Source organism: Psychrobacter sp. CX14, assembly GCF_057396205.2.
The window spans coordinates 124,533-148,035 of sequence record NZ_CM183187.1 but is presented as its reverse complement, the minus strand read 5'-3'; the positions used below and the strand labels follow the sequence as shown (position 1 = coordinate 148,035).

The following is a 23,503-nucleotide window of genomic DNA, read 5'->3' as shown; positions in this document are numbered from 1 at the left end:
CCTATATGGGTCAAGTGAGTGCACTTATTTTATCGCCCTGATTTTGCATAAAAACACCACGCCTATCCTCTTCCAATACTCATATTGAGAGACTTATGTCATCACTGCTTTGCCCTTCTGCTGCTGCATCACCGTCATTTGTTTGCCCATACTGTCAATCCCCATTAATGCCTGATGCCAAAACATGGCTTTGTGATGGCAGTCTAAACGCTAAAAATACCCGTCATCCGTTCGATGTGGCGCGTCAGGGCTACGTCAATCTATTGCCAGTACAGAATAAAAAATCCAAAGACCCTGGTGACAGTCAGGATTCTATTGAAGCACGCCATCGTTTTTTGAGCCAAGGCTTTTATCAGCCGTTGCAGCAGCTGATTGCCAGCTTAGCTAAACATGAAACAGAGGAATCGGCTCAATTAGGTAATCAGATTTGGCTCGATGTTGGCTGCGGTGAAGGGCATTACACGGGAGCTATCGCTCAAGAATTAGCGGCAACTAATAACAGCAAGTCGTCTTTAATTGCACTGGATATTAGTAAGCCTGCCGTGAGTTTATTGGCAAAAGAGGCCAAGCAGCAGCATAAGCTGTGGACTCAGGCGGATAATATTCTGAGTCCGACGGCTGCGATTTATCCCATGGTTGCTAGTGCCGCCCATTTGCCATTAGCCAGTCTTAGTATTGACGGTATCAGCACGATATTTAGTCCGATATTGGCTGATGAGTTTGCTCGGGTACTAAAGGTAGGCGGACGGCTGCTTATTGCCAAGCCTGATGCGGGGCATTTGCAAAGCATGCGTGAGGCGTTATTTGATGACGTCCGTCCGCATGATTCGGATAAGTTTTTGGAGGAGCTTGCGCCGTATTTTGAGCTGACAAAGACCCATCACGTCCAAGCAGATTTGAGTCTAAATGCCGATCAATTAGCAGACTTGCTGACTATGACCCCGTATTCTTATCGTGCTAAGGCAGAGAAGCGTGGGGCTTTATTGACGTCTGCACAGGATAATAATTTTAGCACTGAGGCAAAGTTTGTGGTGTATGAACTGATTAAGAAGTAGACGTATTTGGAGCTTATCCCGCTTTCGCTACTATCTGCTTATCTACCCGAGGCAGTGGCTAAGATGTGGCGTGTCGCTTACTTCGTGCGCCGCGCCACAGCAAGCGACTGCAACTCGTCTATCTAAACAGTATATCCGCTACAATCGGGGCTAAACCGCATCACAAGTCGACCATATGAGTGGTGGGTTACGCTTCACTAATCTACCCTTACAAACTATGATAACTCATTGAGCTCTATCTTTTACACGATAGAGTGTAGTAGGGTGCGCCCCGTGCGCCATGGATAACACTCTATTTTAAAAGTACGTGGGACGCATCCTACAGGCCATTTAATCAAACAAACCCTTAGTGTTAATAGGGATGGGTTAGATTTATTAAAACTTCGGAGAGAATAGGCTGGGCTTTTAGCCCAGCAAATAAAACTAAATTAAAGTGAAACCAACGTTTTAATGGTTTGAAGGTTACGCTTCGCTAACCCGATCTACGCAGACTAGGTAGATTACTATACATGCTTAATCGCCATAAAATGCCTAATCACTTCATTAACATGGTGTTTAGTGGCGTCATCTTGTTTCACTAACCAATCCATCACGTCATCGTCAATAGGTGATGCATTATTTTGTGATTGGCTTTTGTTTGTTTGATAGGCTTTGATAACGTTTGGCATAACGTGATTTGCTCTAGAAATATCCATGTCTTCATAATCTAAATTAGTATCAACCATGATTATATCCTTTTATTTGTTTCTTGCTTGGTTTAAACGCAGTAATAATTGTTAAGCTATCATCACTTGACTCAAACCAAGCGACTGCAAATAGTCTACCTTTATTGCTTATACCAATCGTCAAAAATCGTAACTCTTCATAGTCAAAACGAGAGTCCATGTTGGTTACATGCATTGGGTCATCAAATACTGATATGACTTCCTCAAAATCAACTTGCCTATTATCGTACACAATTCGAATTTACTGTCATTCCAATAGAACCAAATACCGTGCTTAAATATCTCTGGCATAATTTACCCCCTCGGATGATGCGCCTCATGTAGCTGTTGCAATCGAGCTGTCGCCACATGGGTATAAATCTGAGTGGTGGATAAATCACTGTGCCCAAGGAGCAATTGCACGCTGCGCAAGTCCGCCCCATGATTTAGCAAATGGGTGGCAAAAGCATGGCGCAAGCTGTGCGGCGATAGGCTCTCTTCAATACCGGCTTGTTTGGCATATTTTTTTAACATATACCAAAAGTTTTGACGCGTCATATAACCGCCTTGGGTGGTCAAAAATACTGCTTGGCAGTTGCCTGATTTTAAATGAGCGATTAGCTCACCGCGAGCATGTTGCAGATAATCGTCTAATGCCTCACTGGCATATTCACCGAGTGGTACAAGGCGGGTTTTATTACCCTTACCTGTGATTTGTAACCAGCCGGCATTAAGATTTACCTGCTCTAGAGATAAGTTCATCAGCTCGCTGACCCTCAATCCACAGGCGTAAAGTACTTCAAGCATCGCCTTATCACGCAGTCCCATAGCGGTACTGGTATCAGGCGCTGACAATAGGTTTTCTACATCACTCTCTGATAAATCTTTGGGCAGTGAGCGTCCTATTTTTGGAGTTTTAATACGCTCGCACGGATTGTCTTCACGGCGCTCATTACCCACCATCCACAAATAAAACTGACGCAAGCTTGAGAGCATACGCGCTTGAGTACGTGGCGTTTTACCTTGTCTATCTAATGCCGTCAAACATTGCATCACATCCAAATCTGTCCATAGCGTTAATGCCTTGGAATTGGTGGTTTCGCACAGCTTTAAATCACGCACATAGGCATTACGGGTACGTGTCGACAAGCCACGTGACAGCATCGCCTGACGAAACTCGGTGATATAGGCAGGTTCGTCATCCACGGCTAAGGCTTTGGGTTGTCTTGGCTGAACGGCTCTGTCACGACTCATTGAAGATGCTCACTTAATACATTTTATTTTGGATAGAGAGAGAATATAGCATAGCATTAAAATAAAAGGCGACAAAAAAAGAGGCAACATAACGTTGCCTCTTATTTTAATATGATTGCTTTAATTGGCTTATTAATCGGCTTGCTCAAAATTTATATGAGCAAGTGTAGCCTATAAAGTTTACCTATGTTTATATTTATACTTTATATTTTAAAGTCAATAATTTCTTAAAGTCCATAATCGCGGGGTTCATTTTGGAAAGATACCCAATGAGTCTTGGTGAACTCTTCTAACACTTTATCGCTGTTAAAACGACCGATACCTGAGTTTTTCACTCCACCAAACGGAACCATGCTTTCATCGTTCACTGGCATATCATTGATATGGGTCATACCTGCTTCCATACGTTTAGCAAAGTTCATACCACGTTGCATATCGCTGGTAAATACCGCACTTGATAGGCCATATTGAGTATCATTGGCCAGTCTTAACGCGTCTTCTTCATCTTTGGCCTTAACAATACCAACTAAGGGACCAAATATCTCATTGCGGAACAAGTCCATCTCAGGGGTGACATCCGTGAAGATGTAAGGATGTACGAGCTGACCGTCGATTTTGCCCTCAAGAATCATGTTAGCGCCTTCTTTTTTAGCAGTGGCGATTTTTTCTTGTAATGATTCTAACTGGTTTTTGTTGACGATAGGACCCACAAAAGTATCTTCATCATTTGGATCGCCCACTTTTAAGGTCTCAACCAAGGATTTGAATTTATCTATAAACGTAACATAGATATCTTGTTCGACAATGATACGGTTGATCGCCATACAGATCTGACCTTGGTGCAAGAATTTACCAAAGACCGCCGCTTTAACTGCTTGATCCAAATCCGCATCTTTTAATACCACAAATGGGTTATTACCACCCAGTTCTAATGCCACATCTTTGATATAGTCGCCGCTAAAGGCAAGCTCACCGATGTGTTTGCCGACAGGTGTAGAGCCTGTAAATGATACAAGGCTTGGCGTATCATGGGTCACGATGGCGTCGCCGATTTCACTACCTGCGCCAATTACTACGTTTAGAACGCCTTTTGGGAGGCCTGCTTCTTCAAACAGTTTGGCCAATAATAAGGCGCCAGTTACAGGGGTATCGCTGGCAGGTTTTAATACCACTGCATTACCTAAAGCAATAGCTGGGGCAAGTGAGCGCTGAGTTAAATGCAGTGGGAAGTTCCAAGGACTGATTAAGGCAATAACGCCAACGGGATCACGGAACACAAAGTTTTGTTTGCCTGGTGTATTGCAAGGGCGAATCTCACCATGCATACGGTTGGGATAGGTGGAGGCTTCTACTGTCACTGCACGGGCAATTTTTAATTCCACTTCCGCTTTTATACGGGTGCTGCCTGATTCTTTAATAAGCCAGTCAACGATTTCATCATGACGCTGATCCATAAGCTCTATAACTTTATGCATAACAGCTGTACGCTCACCAGGTAGCTTTTTGGCCCATTCAGTTTGAGCCTTACTTGCGGCTTTGAACGCCTCATCCAGTTGCTCTTTGGTAGCTTGAGGAATTTCAATAAGAGTATCGCCATTGTATGGGTTGGTATCTTTATTGACACTGTCATCTTTACCTTTTACCCATTCGCCGCCGATAAACTGTAAATCAAAATTACTATAGGGAGTTGTATTGTTATTATTACTCATCTTATTTGTCCTTATTAGATTATATATTTAATATGATAGGTCACAATCAGAGTTTAAAATCAAAACTTATATTTTTAAAGCCTAGCACAGAGCTTAGCAACTAAGTCACTAAATCGTATCATAAACTGAACTCAATACTGTTTATTGACAATGAACAATTGTTTAAAATAAGTAACTTCTTAGATTATTTTATTAATAAAATCTTAATTCTTAAACAAGTATTTTAGGAACTTTAATGATGTTAAAGCTCTCGTTTGATACGGCATCTATCAGATTAGTAATACAGATAAGACGTGTTAATAAGCAAAGTTGATACAAATCGGCTCTAAAGCAGACGAATAGACTAAATAAAGACAGCGTTGCATACTATTAATAGTAGCCCTAAGACAAAAATAACTGAGCGTTTAATTAGCTTCTTTTCTTTTGTACCACATAGCGATACAAGGTATCCGTGTGATTATCAGGATTACCGGATGGGTTTTGTGTTTCAGAATTCTCTACCAAGGTATGGCCAAGATGACGACAGAAGTTAGGAATGTCTCGGGTAGTGGCAGGGTCGGTAGCTAATATTTCAATGTACTCGCCGCCTTCTGCCTTACGAATAGTACGATGCAGCAACATGACTGGTTCGGGGCAGATAAGCCCTTGGGTATCAAGGTGATGATCAATCGCTTGAGCTGATTCTAAGTTATCGGTATTAGAAGTGGTCATAGTGTTAGCACCTATTGGGTTGAAATTCTGTTTCTATTGTCTATTAACATAAGGGCAAGTCGGCAACTATTAAAGGGCGGCGAGTGGCTGATTGTAAAATAGTTTCTCTGCCCAATATTTAAGCTCTATTTAAGGGGTGCTGACTATACCTCTGTTTGAGCATCAATAAATTTAAAAAAGCGCTTGAAGGTTGCCTGAAACCAATATGCCACACCAATCCATGCTGCCATAGCGAGCCATAGCCAATCAGATAATGAAAAAATTAAGCAAATAATAAGCAGCAAGCTGGCACCGCCGACACTGGTGACTAGCATAGAAGGCTGACTAAGACGATAGCGATATACCAAAAACGCTTGATATAAAATCGGTGGGATCGTTAAAGCAACGAGTGCATACGGCAAATAGTGAAATAACAGATACAGCTCACGACTACCATGAAACATCTTTAAACTGGCTAACGTGCCGAACACCACAAACGAGAAAATAGCTAAAACGATAAGAAAAATGCAATAGCGGTTAATTTTTTGGGCGCCGCGTATGGCTTGAATCGCAAGTGCAGGGAACCCAGCGATAGATGTTGAGCGAGGGTTGGGGCTATGAGATGTTGACGGATTTTCGGTAGGCATGGCAAAGGGCTTATATTTGGCAAAATTTAAAAGAGCACACATAAGTAGAAGGGCTACTGCTGCTATACTCAAAAGGGTAAAGAATAGTTATATACGGGCTTGAGCTTATATTAATGCTAAGCGTCAGGCTTATAGGTCAGGATATCTTTGGCGTGCTCGGGATTGGCTAAATAAGTACGTAGTAGCAAACAAGCGGAGATATCATCAATCGGGTCACGCTCGTTTTTGATAAGTCCCAACTCCCACGCCATTTCGCGTGCTTCAACAGAGGTCAGCCGCTCATCAAACAATTGTACTGGCACGTTAATACGCTGCTCAACCAAACGGTGTGCTAAGCGCCGCGCAAACTTATGTGCTCGTTTGGCAAGCATTGAGCTACTGCCATCCATATTCAGCGGCAATCCAACCACCACTTGACCAATTTTCCAAGTGTCGATAATCCCCAATAGATTGTCCCAGTCAGCCGGCTGACCATTATTCATCGCGAGGATATCAAACGGGCGAGCATCTTGGGTCACGGTATTACCCAGTGCCATACCCATCTTTTTAACGCCGTAATCAAGTCCAAGTAACACAGTGTCTTTGGTGTCGAGCATAATGTCTGCCATTAAATGGTGCGTTATTAAGGTGTGAATTATGAATAAGTTCAATAAGTATGTGGTGATAACAATAATTAAGGCGTATTAGCAAATACTAGGCATGCCCGATATCATCGCTTAAAAAGTCCAAATGAATACCGATTTTTTCAGCAGCCAAGCGCCAGCGCTCTTCAAAAGGCGCTTCAAATAAAATAGATAAATCGGCAGGGCTAACCAACCAATCGCCTTGTTTAATCTCTTTTTCCAATTGATCTTTGAACCAGCTAGCATGACCCAAGCACAGATAATAATGACCCACACCTTCACCGGCGGCAATACGGCGCAAAATATCCTTACTGGTCGTAATCGACACATTTTCAGAGATGCCAAATGAGGATGCCCAATTGGGCTGACCGGTATGCAGTACAAAGCCGACTTCAGGAAAGACAGGACCGCCGTCTAGTGGCGTGTCTTGCATCACCTCATCGTCGGTGACTTCAATCTCTAAGTTCTCGAGCAGTTTGCCGACTTTGGTATCCAAGATAGGACGATTCACGATTAAGCCTAATGCGCCATGTTTGTCATGACGACAAATATAAATCAGCGTTTGGGAAAAGCGCTCATCGGGCATGCCCGGAGACGCAATTAAAAAGTGATGGGTAAGATTATCAATAGTCATAAACAAGAGGTACTCAAAATATAGGATGTACTTAAAATAGGGCGTACTTAGAGGGTAGAGGGTAGGCGACAGCGACATAGAGTGTGCCATTAGGCACACATAAACGTATCTTATCTATCGGGTTTAACCCTCTAGTGTACGGGGATAAATACAGGTCGTCTATTCGCTAGACACATCCGCAAGTAAGCTACGCGCGTGCTCACGGGTAATCTCAGTGATGTTCACACCGCCTGACATTCGGGCGAGTTCATCGACCTGTGCATCGTCATGGATGACTTGAATTTGACTGGTGGTCTGACCTTCATCGGTATCATGGTGTTTTTGTACCAAAATATGCTGATGCGCTTGTGCGGCGACTTGGGCTTGGTGAGTAATGGCCAATAACTGACGACGGCTGCCCAATTGACGTAATAATTCACCCACAACCTGTGCGGTGCCGCCACTGATACCGACATCCACCTCATCAAAGACCAACATAGGTTCAGATGCCATTTCTACTTCGTCAGCGCTTGAGGTTTGCGCATTGTCATGCTCATGAGTCGCCAATAATACCTGCATTACCAGTGCCATACGTGATAATTCACCACCTGAGGCAATTTTATATAGTGGCTGCATCGGCATACCAACGTTGGCACTAAACATTAATTCGATATCTTGTATGCCCTGAGCGTTATAACTGTCTTCAGCCTTATCAGTAAACACAAATTCAGCACGTGCATTGGGCAATGCTAAAGGTTTAAGCTGAGCGACTAACTGCTCGCTAATCGCAGGTGCTGCTTTTTGACGTGCCTTGCTTAATTTTTTGGCAGTGGTCACAAAGTCTTGCCATGCGTCTTTAATTTGAGCTTCTAACACCTCTGAGGTCGGCTGATTGACCAAATCGTCTAATTCTTGCTGCCAAATCGTGGCTTCTTCTACTAGATTTATGGCAGGCAGGCCATGTTTGCGTGATAAACGGTGACCTAAGCTGATTAAACTGTTTAACTCTTCTAGACGTTCAGGATCTGGCAGTTGCTGCTCGGCATAATCGGTCAATAATGCAGCCGCTTCACTGACATGTTGCTGAGCCAGATGCAAAGACTCACTGGCTTGGCTAAAAGTGGGGCTGACGTCAGACTGATTGTCACAAAGGCGTATCGCTTTGCCTAATAAATCCATCGCATCAGGATCATCGGTGTCATTATCGAGTAGTTGCACCGCATGGCTGGCCTCCAACATCAAGGCTTCAAGGTTAGACAACTCGTCGTGCTCGGCTTCTACTTGTTCATAATCGACGACTAGCAACGGCTCAATGTCAGCAAGTTGGCTTTTTAACAGCTCAATGCGGTCATTACGATGCGCTTCTTTGGCAGCAATGTCATCAGCTTGACGTTTTAATTTCTGATAGCTTTTATAAGCCTGAGCCGTTTGTTTCGCTAACGGCGTTAAACTGGCAATGGTATCGAGCCAATCGACCACAAATAGCGGTTTTAATAAGGCTTGCTGTGCATGCTGACTGTGGATATTAACCAACATAGCGCCAAGCTCTTTAAGTTCGGTGATACTCACTGGAGAACCATTGAGCCATGCCTTAGAGCGACCATTGCTGCTAAGCTGACGGCGAATTAATACCTCTCCATCAAAGTCACGCTCATGACGCTCAAACCAATGGGCAATGGCAGCGGCACTGCCATCTTGAGCACTGTTCTGTTGACCTTGGCTGATATCAAACTCAAATTGTGCATATATATCGGCATTGTCTTTGCCATGACGTACCATACTGGTATCCGCGCGCCCGCCAATACACAGGGACAGCGCATCTAATAGTAATGATTTACCAGCACCGGTTTCACCAGTAATGACATTAAAGCCATCATAAAGTGACAGCTCATGGTGGTTAATCAAAGCAAAGTTTTGCAGTGTAAGCGAAGTGAGCATCAGCAATCTCAAAATAACAGGTATGTGTTATAAAAACAGGGTAAGTTTAAAACGAGTGCATGCCTTAAAAAAGATATGAGTAGGGCTATCGTATCGCTATGACCACTTAAAAGCAAACACTGCTCTGTGTTGTTTTACCGCATCAATAAGCCATCTAGCGTCATATATTGAAAAGCTTTATATCGGCATCTTTAAGATATAATAGCTTAGTCAATTGAAGTCAAATAGGATGATTGCTTCAATCCGTGTCTATTTTATCGCAGCTTCTAAAATTTAAGAACCATCATAAATTAAAATGCCTGTTATTATCGAATAAAAATACAGTGACGCTATATTTAAAAAACCACCAATTGCTATAATGGAGGTTCGCTTAACCTTATTAAAGAGTCAATAGTAATGGGCTTAACGCTGTCTTTGGCAGATAGTAGATTATTTGATGGAGGTCTTGTCTGACCTCGCTATGACGCTTATTTTAGCGGTATAAATAGGGGTGGTCTGGATACATAACAACAAAAAAATTGAAGGGCTGTCACAATTATCTTAGTAATATTGTGGTAGGATTGAATAACAAAAAATTGCACCAAAAAAGTAGGGCTGTAAGTTTAGCGTTATCTGATTTTGGCCCATAAGTATTATTAAGTAGACTAAGATTGAGGAAGTCATCATGCCGACGACTTATGACCACGTTTCTGTCATAAAAAACGCCACCATTTCTTATGATGGACGCTGTAGTAGCCACACCGTATTATTTGATGATGGCAGCAAAAAAATGCTTGGTGTTATCTTACCGTGCGATGAGACGGTATTGGAATATGAGTTCGCCACCCATACCTCAGAGCGTATGGAGATTACCAGCGGCGAATGTGAGGTTAAAATCACCGGCGAAGAAGACTTCACCTATTACCGTGCAGGACAAGCTTTTGTCGTTGCGGGTGATAGTAGTTTTAGCCTGCGCACTGATCAAATTGTGCAATATATTTGCCATCTTGAAGGCTAGTCATTCGCTGATTAATTGTGCGAGAAGATTAACAGTAAACTAGACAAAAAATGAAATGCGCAGCGATTACATAGGGCAGTGGATGCTGCCTGTTTATTGGTGTTTATTATCCTGCTTATCCTATTTAGTCAGTTTCGTTATAACAATTCTTATTTGATAAACGCCCCTCTTATCTCTATCTTAATACCTATCTGTCGTCTGCCTTATGTGATGGGCGAGGGTAGGTATTTTATTTATTATTCATTTTAAAGCTTAAAAGGTTATTTTATGGCAAAGCCGGTTTATTTTTATGGCATTCATGCTGTGCATGCTTTGTTATCGCATCGTCCTACGGATGCCGTAGCGTTGTTTGTACAACAAGGGCGCAGTGGCGGCGAGTCGAGCAATAGTGAGGAAAGTGAGTCTACCTTTAATGAGATTATTCAACTGGCAGAGCAAATGGGTGTCAGCGTTCAAGAGGCCAGCCGAGATAAGCTTGCTGCTTTATGCCACAGTCCTCAGCACCAAGGCGTGGTACTACATGCCCGCCCACTTGTGATGGGCGATGAAGGGGACATTACCAGTCTAGCGAAAGCAGATGACTGCCTGTTTTTGATACTTGATCAAATCACCGATGCGCATAATTTGGGTGCTTGCTTACGTACCGCAGCAGCGATGGGTGTGGATGCGGTCATTTGTCCTAAACATCACTCAGCCAGCTTAACGCCAACGGTTGCCAAAGTATCTGTGGGTGCTATGGAAATTATGCCGGTTATTGCCGTGACCAATTTGGCACGCTGTATTGAAAACTTAAAGCAAGAGGGCGTATTTGTCTATGGTACTGCTCTTGATGAGACCGCAAAAGCACTGCCGGATGTGGATTTAACTGGACGTGTTGCCATTATCATGGGCTCAGAGGGCGATGGTATGCGCCGCTTGACTACTGAGCGCTGTGATGAACTGGTTTATATTCCGATGACCGGTAATAAACATGGCTCACTACAAAGCTTAAACGTCAGTGTGGCAACGGGTATGGTGCTTTATGAAATAAGTCGTCAGCGTCATTAAGCCACTGATATTAAGTTAAGCATTGAATATCTATTATTCAAATAAAAGCATCGATAACTGAGTTATCGATGCTTTTTTATAGACGCCAGATAGGCCGAATGAAGGCTAAATCTTTTTTAATACCAAATACTTTTGATGCAAAGGTTTGAGTTGTTCATATAATGACGCCAAACTGCCCTCGTTAGTGACCACGTCATCTGCTTGTTCAATACGTGCTTCACGCGGCAATTGATTGGCCATAATGGCTTCGATTTTCTCGATACTTTGGGTATCTCGGCTACTAGCACGCTGAATCTGAGTTGACTCTGCCACATCCACCACCAAGACGCGATCACAAAGTGAGACCAGTCCTGCTTCATAGCTTTCTAACAGTAGCGGTGCAGAGAGAATCACATATTCAGAAGTCGCTTCTGCCAACTGCTTTTTAATTTCTTGGCGAATAGCCGGATGGGTAATCGATTCCAAAGTCAGTAACGCTTTATTATTGGCGAAAACATGCTCACGAACTGCTCGGCGATCCATGTCGCCCTGTTCATCAACCACCCAATCACCAAGTGCGTCTACTAAAAGCTGCAGGGTCGGACTGCCTTTTTGCATAATCTGATGCGCAACCACATCGGCATCGACCACATCAATGCCTTGTTCTGCAAACCAATCAGAAACCGCCGTTTTACCACTACCAATACCACCCGTTAAGCCAATAATTGGCTTAGCAATATGAAAGTGTTGGAAGGTTTGCGGTGGGTCAATATCATCCAAATGAGAGTGAGCATCGGTGTCTGATGTGTGAGAATTAGGATAAGTCATGTCAATACCTTAACGGCTGTGCTATGAAAATGAGTGGGTATTTTGCTATCAATCAATACCCAGAGGTTAATGGTTAGCTCTCTATTAAGTAGCTTTGTTTTTTATTTAATCTATTATTCAATAGGCTGTCATAAAAATAACATATTTGATGGTCGCTTTTGTATCAACTGGGTGCAGTTAATATTGCCCAAGGTACCACTGCATAAGTGAATGGCCATAGAGCAGAGCAATAATACCGGCAATGGCAATAAATGGGCCAAAGGCAAACGGACGACTCTCGCCGCGTTTTTTCATTAATATGATGCCAATTACCGAGCCAAGTAGGGAGGCTGTAAAGATAATAAATGGCAGCATAATTGGGCCAAACCAACTGCCAAGCGCCGCCATTAACTTAAAGTCACCTTCTCCCATGCCTTGCTTTTTGGTGAATAAGAAAAACAGTTTAACCACCAGCCATAAGCACAGATAACCAATAATTAAGCCCCAAATCGATTGAGTAGGCGAGGTAAACCAGCTTTGACTATTAATGGCCAAGCCGAGTCCCATCAATGGGAACGTGAACCTATCCGGTAGCAGCTGAGTATCAAAATCAATGATAGCCACGGCAATCAGCGTCCATACTAAAATAAGCGCAGCTAGGGTAGGCAGACTAACACCGAGCCTAAATATCACTAGCATAGATAACAGTGCGCATAGTAGCTCTATGAGCGGATAGCGGATACCAATCGGTGCCTGACAATACGCACATTTACCACGTAGGGCAAGCCAGCTGAGTAGCGGAATATTATGATACCACCGAATCGTTTGCTCGCAATGAGGGCAATGCGAGGCAGGGAGTGATAAAGACAGGGGTGTATCTTGTTGAACGATGTCAACGATGGGCTGGGTAAGCGACTTTGGAATGTCTGGCTGCTGCGCTAAATAATCTATGGAGCCGGCACGCCATTGCTGCCGCATAATCAGCGGAGTACGGTGAATCACGACATTCAAAAAGCTACCCACACACAGTCCAATCAAGCCAAAGAAAGCGAGTGCCAACGGGGTATTGTGTTGCAATAAGTACCAAAGCTGCATCGTGTATTGCCTTTAAAGAAGCACTAAATAGGGCAGAGTAGAGAGATAAGTAATGGGTCTTAGAGTCATTGTTTTGATTTAAACCATAGAATTAGCCGATAACCGAACCCATTTTAAAGATAGGCAGATACATGGCAATGACCAAGCCGCCAATAAGTATACCAAGTATTACCATAATGACAGGCTCAATTAAACTGGTCAGACCATCGATGGCATTATTGACCTCATTTTCATAGTAACCGGCGACCTTATCGAGCATATCTTCTAAGCTGCCAGACTCTTCTCCGATACTCACCATCTGTATGGCCATGTTCGGAAACAAAGCAGTGGCCCGCATTGCACTATGCAGCTGTTGGCCAGTAGCCACATCTGCTTTGATTTGCTGAGTGGCATTATAAAACACGATATTATTGGTGGCGCCTGCGGTCGATTGTAGTGCATCAATTAATGGCACCCCTGCGGCAAATGTGGTTGATAAGGTTCTAGAAAACCGAGCCACAATAGCTTGATAGCTGATGTTACCAACAATAGGTAATTTTAGACGAAGTCTGTCTAATTGGTTGCAAAATTTTTGGCTACGCTTCTTGCTGTGCACAAAGGCCACTGGTAACGCGATAAATACGATAATCAGCGCCAACCACCACTCACGAACGCTATTTGATAAATTGACTACCCACTGGGTGAACGTCGGCAGCTCTGAGTCAGCTGAGGCAAATAAATCAGCAAATACAGGCACTACATGAATCAATAATATTAAAGCGACAACAAGGGCAACGATAATCACCGCTATTGGATATTTGATGGCTTTTTTGATTTTAGACTTCAGCTGCTCGCTTTGCTCTTTATAAGTTGCGACTCGATCAAGCATGGTTTCTAATGTGCCGGACTGCTCCCCAGATTCAATCAGCGCACATAATAAGGGGTCAAAGTGTTGTGGGTGCTTACGTAGAGCAGCAGCAAACACTGTACCCGAGGCCACTTCTGCCTTAACATCTAGGATTAATAAAGTCATGCTTAAATTATCGCCAGATTCTGCCACAATATCCAAAGATTGCACTAAGGGTATGCCTGCTTTGATTAATGTGGCAAGTTGACGCGTAAATACAGCAATGTCCAGCGGTTTAATACGCTTTCTTTTTTCAAAGATAGGTTTGGATTTGGTTTTAAGGCGAGTAACGCTAATGCCTTGCTTTAATAACTGCGCTCGAGCGAAAGTGCTGTTTTTACTGGTAAGCTCGCCAGTGACTTTATGACCAAGGCGATTGGTACCGGTATAAGTAAAGTCGAGCGACCTGTCGCTTAATACGTTGGTCATAGATGTCCTAAATAGTGGCTTAAATGGGCTGCTCTATAGATTATTCTGAGGTAACCCGTGACATTTCTTGTACGCTAATAATGCCCTGCAATACTTTGGCAATGCCGGACGATCTTAAGTCACGAAAACCATCGTTAATGGCTGCAGCTTTAATATCCAACGCATTGCCACCTTGCATGATAATTTGAGCCATATCGTCATTTACCGTCATCACCTCATAAATACCAATACGCCCTTTATAGCCATGACGGCAGTGCTGACAGCCGACGGGGTCATAAATCAGTGTATCTGGATGGTCCAAATCTGCTGCAGTAAAGCCCATTTCCATGAGGCTAAATCGGGTCGCTAATGTGGGCGTCTTACAATGCGTGCAGATCCGACGCGCCAAGCGCTGTGCAATTACTAAGCTAATAGACGTGGCGATATTAAAATAAGGTACGCCCATATGATGCAGTCGAGTTAACGTTTCTGGCGCAGAATTGGTATGTAAGGTCGATAACACCAGATGTCCAGTTTGCGCGGCTTTTATAGCGGTATCGGCAGTTTCCAGGTCGCGTATTTCACCAACCATGACGATATCAGGGTCTTGACGTAAAAACGACTTAAGGGCAGCAGCAAAGCTTAATCCTACCTTGCTATTCACATTGACCTGATTAATACCAGCTAGGTTAATCTCCACCGGATCTTCGACGCTAGAGATATTGGCCTCACTGGTATTTAAAATATCGAGTGCGGTATATAAAGAGACCGTTTTGCCAGAGCCTGTTGGACCGGTGATTAAAATCATGCCTTGCGGACGGCGAAGCGCCTCTAAAAACAGCTGCTTTTGATCATTATCGTAGCCAAGCGCATCGATGCCCAGTAAAGAGGAAGCAGGATCTAGAATTCGTAAGGCGATTTTTTCACCAAATAAGGTCGGCAGTGAGTTAACTCGAAAGTCGATGCTTTTATTATCGGACAGCTTTAAGGTAATGCGTCCATCTTGTGGCACACGGCGTTCGGTAATGTCCATTTGCGACATGACCTTTAAGCGGGCAGAGATATTAGCTGCCAATTGTCGCGGCGGTTTGGCGATTTCATGCATTACCCCATCGATCCGAAAGCGCACTCGATAGAAGCTTTCGTAAGGTTCAAAATGCAAATCAGAAGCCCCCATATTCACCGCATCAGTCAGCATCGTTTGTACAAATTTAACCACAGGCACTTCGGCAATACTTAGTGTATTTGAGTTTTGGTCATCTAAAATATCTGCAGTATCAACCACTCCCTTTAATAAGTCATTACAATCATAAGGTGTGTTTAAGCTTGGAGATAACGTACTGAGTGTGTGGCTATAAAGAGTATCAAGTGCTTTATTAAGCTTGTGATAATCAACAATAACCGTTTGTATGGTCAAGCGTGATTGGCTTTGAATGGCATCAATAGACTTAAGACAGGTGGGGTCACTCATCGCCACAAACAGACGTTGACCACGTACAAAAATAGGCAAAGCATTATGCTGGCGAGCAAGCGTCTCATCAATGTAAGCGACTGGCAGACCAAGCGGATTAATCTGATCCAAATCAAATAATGGCTCGCCCAACTCTTGCGACAGATACCATGCCAAAGGTGCTGCAGGTATCAGCTGATGGTCAATCAGATAGCTTACCAAGCTGGTTTGCGCTTGCTGCGACAGATTAAGTGCTGTCTGCATCTGAATACTATCGATTAATTCAGCAGCAATTAAGCGTTTGGCAATCCCGTCAAAAGCAGTAGGAGGCAACATAGTAACGTCCTGTTATCTGTCAGTAAGGTTGGCGATTTTTATGCGTGTTATTATCGCTGCTATTTATAAGTACTATTTAAAGCGACTGTTTATGAGCTGTGTTAATCAGTATCAGTTAGCGAAGCAATCAATATGGATAATCAGTCGGTTTATGCCATTATTGATAGCAGCGCTAATAAAGGTGAGCTAGAGTAGCACTATTTTTTACAATTTATTGAAGTGGATATAACAAAGGCTAAATCTGTTGTTAGAGACTATGATATAATTTAGAGCTATTATAATTTTAGACAGTATTTTTAGGCAGTCAAAGTCTGGCTACTGCAAGTTAACATTGTTTATTTGAGAGTGAGTTATGACGTCTTGGGTTATCGGAAACTGGAAGCTAAATCCTGCCTCGCTTGAGGAAGTAAATGCATTGGTCACGGACCTAACCATGGGTATTAAGGCTCAAGACGTAGCAACCAATAACTGTCAGATTGTGGTTGCCCCAAGCTTCTTGCACCTATCTGCGGTTAAGCTGGCTCTTGATAATGCAAAGGCATCTATTGGGCTTGCCAGTCAAGATGTGAGCGCTCTAAACGCGAACACTGGCGCTTATACCGGTGATATTTCCGCCGCTCAGCTTAGCGATTTGGGCGTGCAGTGGTCTATTATTGGTCACTCGGAGCGTCGTCAATATCATCGAGAAGATGATGCGTCATTACTCCAAAAGCTAATGAACAGCGCTGAGCACAACCTTGGTGCGATTCTGTGCATTGGTGAGTCTGAAGCAGATTATGAAGCGGGTAACACGCAAAAAGTACTGGGTGAACAGCTCAATGTAGTGAATACTTTTTTAAAGCAATTAACGAAAGACTTGGGCGATAAAGCAGCTGACTATATTGCTAACCGTTTTATCGTGGCTTATGAGCCTGTATGGGCAATTGGTACCGGTAAAGTTCCGAGTGTTGAAGAAGTAGCAGAAGTTCATGCCTTTATCCGTCAACGTTTAAGCGATTTTAATGCAAGCTTAGCACCAACACCACTATTATATGGTGGCAGTGTTAAGCCAGAAAATGCCAAAGATTTTGCGGCATTAGAGGCGGTCGATGGCGTGTTAGTCGGCGGCGCAGCACTCAAAGCAGATAGCTTTATTGAGATTGCCAAAAGTTTTTCCAGCTAATTTATGATGGGTAGTATCCTTTCTGCTTAGCTAGCCCTTTTTTATACTATATATACTCTCGTCGTTTAACTCTTAAGTTTAAGTAAGGCCACACATGTTTAACATCATTTTAGCCATTCATATTATTGTTGCTATTGCCATGATTGGGCTGATTCTTATTCAGCACGGCAAAGGTGCAGATGCTGGTGCCTCATTTGGTGCCGGTGCTTCAGGTACTGTATTTGGTGCCGCAGGTAGCGCAAACTTCTTAACCCGTGCGACCGCTGTTTTGGCAGTGATCTTCTTTAGTACCAGCTTAACCTTGGCTGTGCATGCGCGTAAGCAAGCAGAAGGTCAGTATCAATTAGATATTCCTGCGGCTTCACAAGTACCAGTAACCGAAACGCCAACTACAGACGCATCTGAATAATCGGCATACGTCAGAGTAAACGCAATAAAAGAAGTAGGCCTTGTTTTATTTAAAGGAAAGGTTGCACCATTTGCCAAACCCGAGTAGAATGTGCGACCTGATTTAGTAAATAGTTAACGTAAACGCTACCGCTTCATACCTCAATAAGCGTTAGCGGTTAATCATGCAGTAGATTAGAATTAGCGATTGTGGTGGAATTGGTAGACACGCCATCTTGAGGGGGTGGTAGCGCAAGCTGTGAGGGTTCAAGTCCCTCCAATCGCACCAATATATAATCGGTTATAACGATTATATAGGCTGTTTTAAATAATGTATCATTAGTTATACTGTACTGTGCCTATTTAAACAGCCGAAAGAGTTAAGTAGTATCAGGCGTATTATTGGTCTTAAAGCGATAAGTTTTTTAATTTAATTGATTAAAGACTTGACAGTAATAAGATTTTTACATATAATAGTCAGCCTAGATTGATGCGGGGTGGAGCAGTCTGGTAGCTCGTCGGGCTCATAACCCGAAGGTCGTTGGTTCAAATCCAGCCCCCGCTACCATTTTTATATTTCAATCTTACCTATTTTATTTAACCCACCATTCTGTTTGTGGGTTTTTTTGTATCTGTTATTTTTAATATTGCCTAATAGTCATAATATGCATTTATAATAGATACTTCTATTTATGGACTAAACAATAAGTCATGAAGTTATCTAATAAAGTTACTCAATTAACTGATATTATTGCACCAGCTGTTGCGGCTTGCGATGTCGCGCTTTGGGGTGTTGAATTTTTACCGCAAGGCGGACGTTCGCTATTACGCATTTATATTGAAGCTTTGCCAGAAGACAAAGCGGCCGATAAGCAAGTTACTATTGAAAATTGCGCTGCTGTTACCCATCAAGTTAGTGGTATTCTTGAAGTACATGATCCTATCTCTGGTGAATATGTACTCGAAGTATCATCACCTGGTCTAGATCGTCCTTTCTTTGCTACTGAGCAAATGGCTGACTACATTGGTCATACCATTAATCTACGCTTAATCCAAGCGGTAGGAACAGGCAGCTCAAAACGCCGTAAAGTATCTGGTAAGCTCGAGCAGTTAGACGACAAGCAACTAACGGTTGTTACGACCGATGGTGAGCAATACGATATTGCACTAGATAATATCGATAAAGCGAATCTAATTTACCAAGAGATTTAATCTCATCAACATAAAGACTAATACTATCAACTAGTGTGGTCTTAGCATATTAGGGTATTGAAGCTTGCCATTTAGTTTGATATTGCTAACGAACTAAGATTAATAATATTCGTTAGACAATATTTTAATAAATTTAAACATCAAAGCTTTTAGGCCTAAGATAAAATAAATTTTAATAATTTTTTGCTGCTTTAAATTCTAAGTATGCGAGTATAGGTGTGTAATGAGTCGAGAAATTTTAACGGTTGTAGAGACCGTCAGTAACGAAAAAGGCCTAAATCCAGAGGATATCTTCGAAGCCATCGAAGAGGCCTTAGTCGTTTCTACCAAAAAAAGAGTATATACCGAGCAGCCTGAAGTTGCCGTACGTGTTGAGATTGATCGTGAAACAGGCGATTATGACACGTACCGCTATTGGACAGTGGTTGCTGACGAAGATCACGAGATGCCAGCCTGTCAGTTGGCAATCAGCGACCTAGATGAAAATGAATGGTCGATTGGTGATGTTAAAGAAGAACAAATAGAATCTATCGAGTTTGGCCGTATTGCAGCAACGCAGGCTAAACAAGTTATTATTCAAAAAATTCGTGAAGCAGAGCGTGCGTTAACAGCCGATGCCTTCGAGCCTAGAATTGGCGAGATGATGTATGGCGAAGTTAAAAAGCAGACTCGTGATGGTTATATCATTGATTTAGGTGATAATGCTGAAGGCTACTTGTCACGTGATCAAATGCTACCACGTGAGCAATTACGTGCAAAATCACGTATCAATGCCATCTTATATCATGTGAACCGTGACAACCGCGGTGCACAGTTATTGTTATCACGCACTAGCCCTGAAATGCTGATTGCATTGATGAATAAGGAAGTACCTGAGATTAACGAACAGATCATCGAGATTCGTGATGTGGCGCGTCAGCCAGGTGTTCGTGCTAAAATTTCAGTGAAAACAAACGATCATCGTATTGATCCAGTCGGTGCTTGTATTGGTATGCGTGGTACACGTATCCAAGCAGTACAGTCTGAGCTTGACGGTGAACGTATTGATGTGATTGTTTGGTCAGATGACCCCGCACAATATATCATTAGTGCATTAGAGCCTGCTGATGTGAGCAGTATTATTCTAGATGAAGATGCCAAAACAGCAGACATTATTTTTACGGCAAATGATCAATTAGCCCGTGCTATTGGCGCACAAGGTCAAAACGTACGCTTGGCATCAGAACTAACCGGTTATAAACTAAACATGATGCTTGAGGAAGAATACCTTGAGCGCCAACAAAACGAAACAAAAGCCTATTTAGAGCTGTTCTACAATCGCTTAGAAGTCGACGAAGATTTGGCTCAAGCGTTAGTTGATATAGGCTTTACCAGTATTGAAGAAGTGGCCTATGTGCCTATTGAAACCTTCTATGATATCGAAGGGCTTGACGATGAAGCGATTGAAATGATTCAAGAGCGTGCAAAAGAAGTCGTTATTGCCGATGAACTGGTTAAACAGCAAAATATGAAAGAGCCAAGCGCAGAATTGCTCGCGATGGACGGCATGACGACCGACTGGGCGTACAAGCTGGCTCAACGTGACATTATCACGGTAGATGACTTAGCCGAACAAGCCGTATTTGATCTTGAAGACATCGAAGGTCTTGATGAAAAAACAGCAGGCGAGCTCATTATGAAAGCCCGTGAATCTTGGTTTAATGAAGAATAATAAATAGGTGACTATAAATGGCAGATAAGACCGTCAAAGAATTAGCAGACATGGTAAGCAAGACAGTCAGTGCGCTACAAAAGCAACTGGTTGATGCTGGGCTGCCTGCTCGTGGCGAGGATGACCTAGTCACCGAGCTTGAGCAAGAACAGCTAGTAGCATACTTAAAACAATCGCATGGACAACAAGAGAAGCGCCGTATTAGCCTTAAATCTAAAACAACGAGTACCGCTCGCGTAACTGGCTCTTCTGGTAAGTCTAAGAGTGTGAACGTTGAAGTACGCAAGAAAAAAGTATTCGAAAAGCCAGATCCAGCAAAAATTGCTGAAGAAGCTAAAAAACGTGAACAAGCAGCTGCAGAAGCGAAAGCCAAAGCAGAAGCAGAAGCTAAAAAACGCGAACAGGCTAAGAAAGAAGCAGAAGAGCGTCAAGCAGCAACACTTGCTGCCATGCGTGCAAACTTAGGTGGCGGCTCATCATCAGACGATAAGAAAGATGAAGTGTCGACAGTAGTCGTGAAAAAAGGCAGTAAAGCTGCCGCTGCGGCGAAAGAAACCCCTAAGAAGAAAGTTGCTCCAACTAAGCCGAAAGTCGAAACGGCTGCAGAACGTAAAGCTCGTGAAGCTCGTGAAGCAGAAGAAGAACGTCTACGTCAAATCGAAGCCGAAACCCGCCGTAAGCAAGCTGAAGAAGCGCAAAAGAAAACGCTTGAAGAAATGCGCAAAATGGCAGGTAAATATAGCGACAAAGAACCGGTTGCTGAAGTTCGTAAAGATGAACCATTAGCCGAAGGTTTGGTTGGTGAAGCATTAGAAGAGTCGTTTGAAAAAGAACGTCGGGAGATTAAACGTGGTTCTTCAAGTACAGCCACTCGTGGCCGTCGCCGTAAAGGTCAAGAAGAGCGCGAAATTCGCAACCGTAAGCATGGCTTAAAATCTAGCCAAGCCTCTCAGCATAAGTTTGAGAAGCCGGTTGAGAAGATTGTTCATGACGTTGAAATTCCTGAACAAATCGTTGTATCAGATTTAGCACAGCGCATGGCTGTTAAAGCCCGCGAAGTAACTAAACTTCTGATGAAGATGGGCGAGATTGTGGGTGCTGATGAAGAGATTGATCAAGCCACAGCAAGCCTAATCGTTGAAGAAATGGGTCATAACCCTGTCCCTGTTAGCGATACCAAAGTTGAAGACGACTTACATGAAGCGGTTGAAGAGCGTCGTAGTAACGTTCAATCCCGCCCTCCTGTTGTTACTATTATGGGTCACGTTGACCATGGTAAGACTTCTTTACTGGATAAAATCCGTGAAACTAAGGTTGCTACTGGCGAAGCCGGCGGTATTACCCAGCATATCGGTGCTTATCATGTGAAAACAGATCGTGGTTTGATTACGTTCCTAGATACACCAGGTCACGCAGCGTTTACCGCAATGCGTTCACGTGGTGCTCAGGCAACGGATATCGTTGTACTTGTGGTTGCTGCCGATGACGGTATGATGCCGCAAACTGAAGAAGCGATTGACCATGCACGTGCCTCTGGTACACCTATCATTGTTGCTATCAACAAGATGGATAAGAGTTCAGCTGATCCTGACCGCGTTCTAAATGAGTTAACGACTAAAGAAGTGGTTACTGAAGAGTGGGGTGGTGATACGCCAGTCGCTAAGATTTCTGCTAAGACCGGTGAAGGTATTGATGAGCTACTTGAGCTGATTAACCTACAAGCCGAGCTTATGGAACTTGAAGCGCCTACTGATGGTGCAGCTCAAGGTGTGGTTATTGAATCACGTCTAGAGAAAGGCCGTGGTGCGGTTGCCAGTATCCTTGTTAAGAAAGGTACGCTAAACCAAGGCGATCTAGTTCTAGCGGGCGAATACTACGGTAAAGTACGTGCGATGATTGATGAAACGGGTCAACGCATTAAGTCTGCCGGTCCTTCGATCCCAGTTGAGATTTTAGGTCTGCCAGATACGCCAGCATCAGGTAGTGAATTCTTAGTCGTATCTGATGAGAAAAAAGCACGTGAAGTGGCTGAATTCCGCGCTAACCGTGAACGTGAGCAACAGCTTGAGCGTCAGAACAAGATGCGCCTTGAGTCTATGTTTGAGCAGATGGGTCAAGATGACTTGTCATTCTTGAACATTATCTTGAAGACAGATGTTCGTGGTACATTAGAAGCATTGCTTGCTGCACTAAATGAGTTATCGACTGACGAAGTTAAAGTGAAGGTCATTAGCTCAGGTGTTGGCCCTATTGCTGAGTCTGATGTGACTCTTGCTGAATCAAGTGAAGCGGTATTACTTGGCTTTAACGTTCGTGCCGATAACGCAGCAAAACGTAAAGCGGACGAAGCGGGAATCGATATTCGCTACTATAGTGTTATCTATGGTCTAATCGACGATGTGAAAGCGGCAATGAGTGGTATGTTGTCTCCAGAACATCGCGAGAAAATCTTGGGTATTGCTGAAGTACGTGACGTATTCCGCTCAAGTAAATTTGGCGCTGCAGCGGGTTGTATGGTTGTTGAAGGTACGATTTACCGCAACAAGCCTATCCGCGTATTACGTGATGATAAAGTTGCCTTTACCGGTAATCTACAGTCGCTACGTCGCTATAAGGATGACGTAAACGAAGTACGTTCTGGTATGGAATGTGGTCTTGCGGTTCGCGGCTATGATGTTGAAGTGGGTGATAAGATTGAAGTCTTTGAAATCCAAGAGATTCAGCGCACCATCTAATCGGTTAAAATGTAGTAAAAGACCTATCAGGTCATCCTGTTAGGTCTTTTTTTTATCA

21 protein-coding genes and 2 tRNA genes are annotated in these 23,503 nt (G+C 43.2%); 10 read left to right on the top strand and 13 right to left on the bottom strand.

Going from position 1 to position 23,503, the window contains the following annotated elements; genetic code table 11:
- Positions 1-95 precede the first annotated feature (95 nt).
- Positions 96-1,055, top strand: a complete 960-nt coding sequence (locus AC2SLO_RS00665) for a putative RNA methyltransferase (protein ID WP_486540049.1) — start codon at positions 96-98, stop codon at positions 1,053-1,055.
- Between the two features lie 503 nt (positions 1,056-1,558).
- Here AC2SLO_RS00665 and AC2SLO_RS00660 read toward each other — a convergent pair.
- The 9 genes from AC2SLO_RS00660 to recN form a co-directional block, all read right to left on the bottom strand.
- Positions 1,559-1,780 (bottom strand): hypothetical protein, encoded by a 222-nt coding sequence (locus AC2SLO_RS00660; protein ID WP_486540050.1) that lies wholly within the window; start codon positions 1,778-1,780, stop codon positions 1,559-1,561.
- A complete protein-coding gene (locus tag AC2SLO_RS00655; RefSeq protein WP_486540051.1) occupies positions 1,773-2,012 on the bottom strand; it encodes a BrnT family toxin in 240 nt (79 codons plus the stop codon). Before AC2SLO_RS00655 ends, AC2SLO_RS00660 begins: the two co-directional genes overlap by 8 nt.
- 62 nt (positions 2,013-2,074) lie before the next feature.
- Entirely contained in the window at positions 2,075-3,013 is a 939-nt protein-coding gene (xerD, locus tag AC2SLO_RS00650; protein WP_486540053.1) for a site-specific tyrosine recombinase XerD, read from the bottom strand.
- Positions 3,014-3,240: 227 nt separating this feature from the next.
- A complete protein-coding gene (locus AC2SLO_RS00645) occupies positions 3,241-4,722 on the bottom strand; it encodes an aldehyde dehydrogenase family protein (RefSeq protein WP_486540055.1) in 1,482 nt (493 codons plus the stop codon).
- A 408-nt stretch (positions 4,723-5,130) separates the two neighbouring features.
- Positions 5,131-5,433: a sulfurtransferase TusA gene (gene tusA, locus AC2SLO_RS00640; RefSeq protein WP_486540057.1), complete on the bottom strand. Its 303-nt coding sequence runs from the start codon at positions 5,431-5,433 to the stop codon at positions 5,131-5,133.
- Between the two features lie 143 nt (positions 5,434-5,576).
- Positions 5,577-6,059: a hypothetical protein gene (locus tag AC2SLO_RS00635; RefSeq protein ID WP_486540059.1), complete on the bottom strand. Its 483-nt coding sequence runs from the start codon at positions 6,057-6,059 to the stop codon at positions 5,577-5,579.
- A gap of 116 nt (positions 6,060-6,175) precedes the next feature.
- Positions 6,176-6,655: a Holliday junction resolvase RuvX gene (gene ruvX, locus AC2SLO_RS00630; RefSeq protein ID WP_486540061.1), complete on the bottom strand. Its 480-nt coding sequence runs from the start codon at positions 6,653-6,655 to the stop codon at positions 6,176-6,178.
- A gap of 97 nt (positions 6,656-6,752) precedes the next feature.
- The gene (locus AC2SLO_RS00625; protein WP_486540063.1) at positions 6,753-7,316 is read right to left on the bottom strand and encodes a YqgE/AlgH family protein; all 564 of its coding nucleotides are present in this window, start codon (positions 7,314-7,316) and stop codon (positions 6,753-6,755) included.
- 159 nt (positions 7,317-7,475) lie between these two features.
- Positions 7,476-9,233: a DNA repair protein RecN gene (gene recN, locus AC2SLO_RS00620; RefSeq protein ID WP_486540065.1), complete on the bottom strand. Its 1,758-nt coding sequence runs from the start codon at positions 9,231-9,233 to the stop codon at positions 7,476-7,478.
- A gap of 664 nt (positions 9,234-9,897) precedes the next feature.
- Here recN and AC2SLO_RS00615 point away from each other — a divergent pair.
- Both AC2SLO_RS00615 and rlmB read left to right on the top strand, forming a co-directional pair.
- Positions 9,898-10,230, top strand: coding sequence for a pyrimidine/purine nucleoside phosphorylase (locus AC2SLO_RS00615; RefSeq protein WP_486540067.1), 333 nt, complete (start codon positions 9,898-9,900; stop codon positions 10,228-10,230).
- Positions 10,231-10,497: 267 nt separating this feature from the next.
- Complete coding sequence (gene rlmB, locus AC2SLO_RS00610; protein ID WP_486540069.1) at positions 10,498-11,277, top strand: 23S rRNA (guanosine(2251)-2'-O)-methyltransferase RlmB; 780 nt, start codon at positions 10,498-10,500, stop codon at positions 11,275-11,277.
- Between the two features lie 105 nt (positions 11,278-11,382).
- Here rlmB and coaE read toward each other — a convergent pair whose 3' ends face one another.
- From coaE to pilB, 4 genes are all read right to left on the bottom strand, one after another.
- Positions 11,383-12,084, bottom strand: a complete 702-nt coding sequence (gene coaE / locus AC2SLO_RS00605) for a dephospho-CoA kinase (RefSeq protein WP_486540071.1) — start codon at positions 12,082-12,084, stop codon at positions 11,383-11,385.
- 177 nt (positions 12,085-12,261) lie between these two features.
- Positions 12,262-13,158 carry a prepilin peptidase gene (locus tag AC2SLO_RS00600; RefSeq protein WP_486540073.1) on the bottom strand — a complete coding sequence of 299 codons (897 nt, stop codon included), beginning with the start codon at positions 13,156-13,158 and terminating at the stop codon, positions 12,262-12,264.
- Positions 13,159-13,249: 91 nt separating this feature from the next.
- A complete protein-coding gene (locus AC2SLO_RS00595; RefSeq protein WP_486540075.1) occupies positions 13,250-14,473 on the bottom strand; it encodes a type II secretion system F family protein in 1,224 nt (407 codons plus the stop codon).
- Between the two features lie 40 nt (positions 14,474-14,513).
- The gene (gene pilB / locus AC2SLO_RS00590; protein WP_486540077.1) at positions 14,514-16,238 is read right to left on the bottom strand and encodes a type IV-A pilus assembly ATPase PilB; all 1,725 of its coding nucleotides are present in this window, start codon (positions 16,236-16,238) and stop codon (positions 14,514-14,516) included.
- 352 nt (positions 16,239-16,590) lie between these two features.
- Between pilB and tpiA the strand changes: the two genes are divergently transcribed.
- From tpiA to infB, 7 genes are all read left to right on the top strand, one after another.
- A complete protein-coding gene (gene tpiA / locus AC2SLO_RS00585) occupies positions 16,591-17,400 on the top strand; it encodes a triose-phosphate isomerase (RefSeq protein ID WP_486540079.1) in 810 nt (269 codons plus the stop codon).
- Between the two features lie 94 nt (positions 17,401-17,494).
- A complete protein-coding gene (secG, locus tag AC2SLO_RS00580) occupies positions 17,495-17,809 on the top strand; it encodes a preprotein translocase subunit SecG (protein ID WP_486540081.1) in 315 nt (104 codons plus the stop codon).
- A gap of 182 nt (positions 17,810-17,991) precedes the next feature.
- Positions 17,992-18,076 (top strand) — tRNA-Leu (locus AC2SLO_RS00575).
- A gap of 202 nt (positions 18,077-18,278) precedes the next feature.
- Positions 18,279-18,355, top strand: a tRNA-Met gene (locus AC2SLO_RS00570).
- 143 nt (positions 18,356-18,498) lie between these two features.
- Positions 18,499-18,999, top strand: a complete 501-nt coding sequence (gene rimP, locus AC2SLO_RS00565; RefSeq protein ID WP_486540083.1) for a ribosome maturation factor RimP — start codon at positions 18,499-18,501, stop codon at positions 18,997-18,999.
- A gap of 223 nt (positions 19,000-19,222) precedes the next feature.
- Positions 19,223-20,710 carry a transcription termination factor NusA gene (nusA, locus tag AC2SLO_RS00560; protein WP_486540085.1) on the top strand — a complete coding sequence of 496 codons (1,488 nt, stop codon included), beginning with the start codon at positions 19,223-19,225 and terminating at the stop codon, positions 20,708-20,710.
- Between the two features lie 17 nt (positions 20,711-20,727).
- Positions 20,728-23,445, top strand: a complete 2,718-nt coding sequence (gene infB / locus AC2SLO_RS00555; protein WP_486540087.1) for a translation initiation factor IF-2 — start codon at positions 20,728-20,730, stop codon at positions 23,443-23,445.
- Positions 23,446-23,503 lie beyond the last annotated feature (58 nt).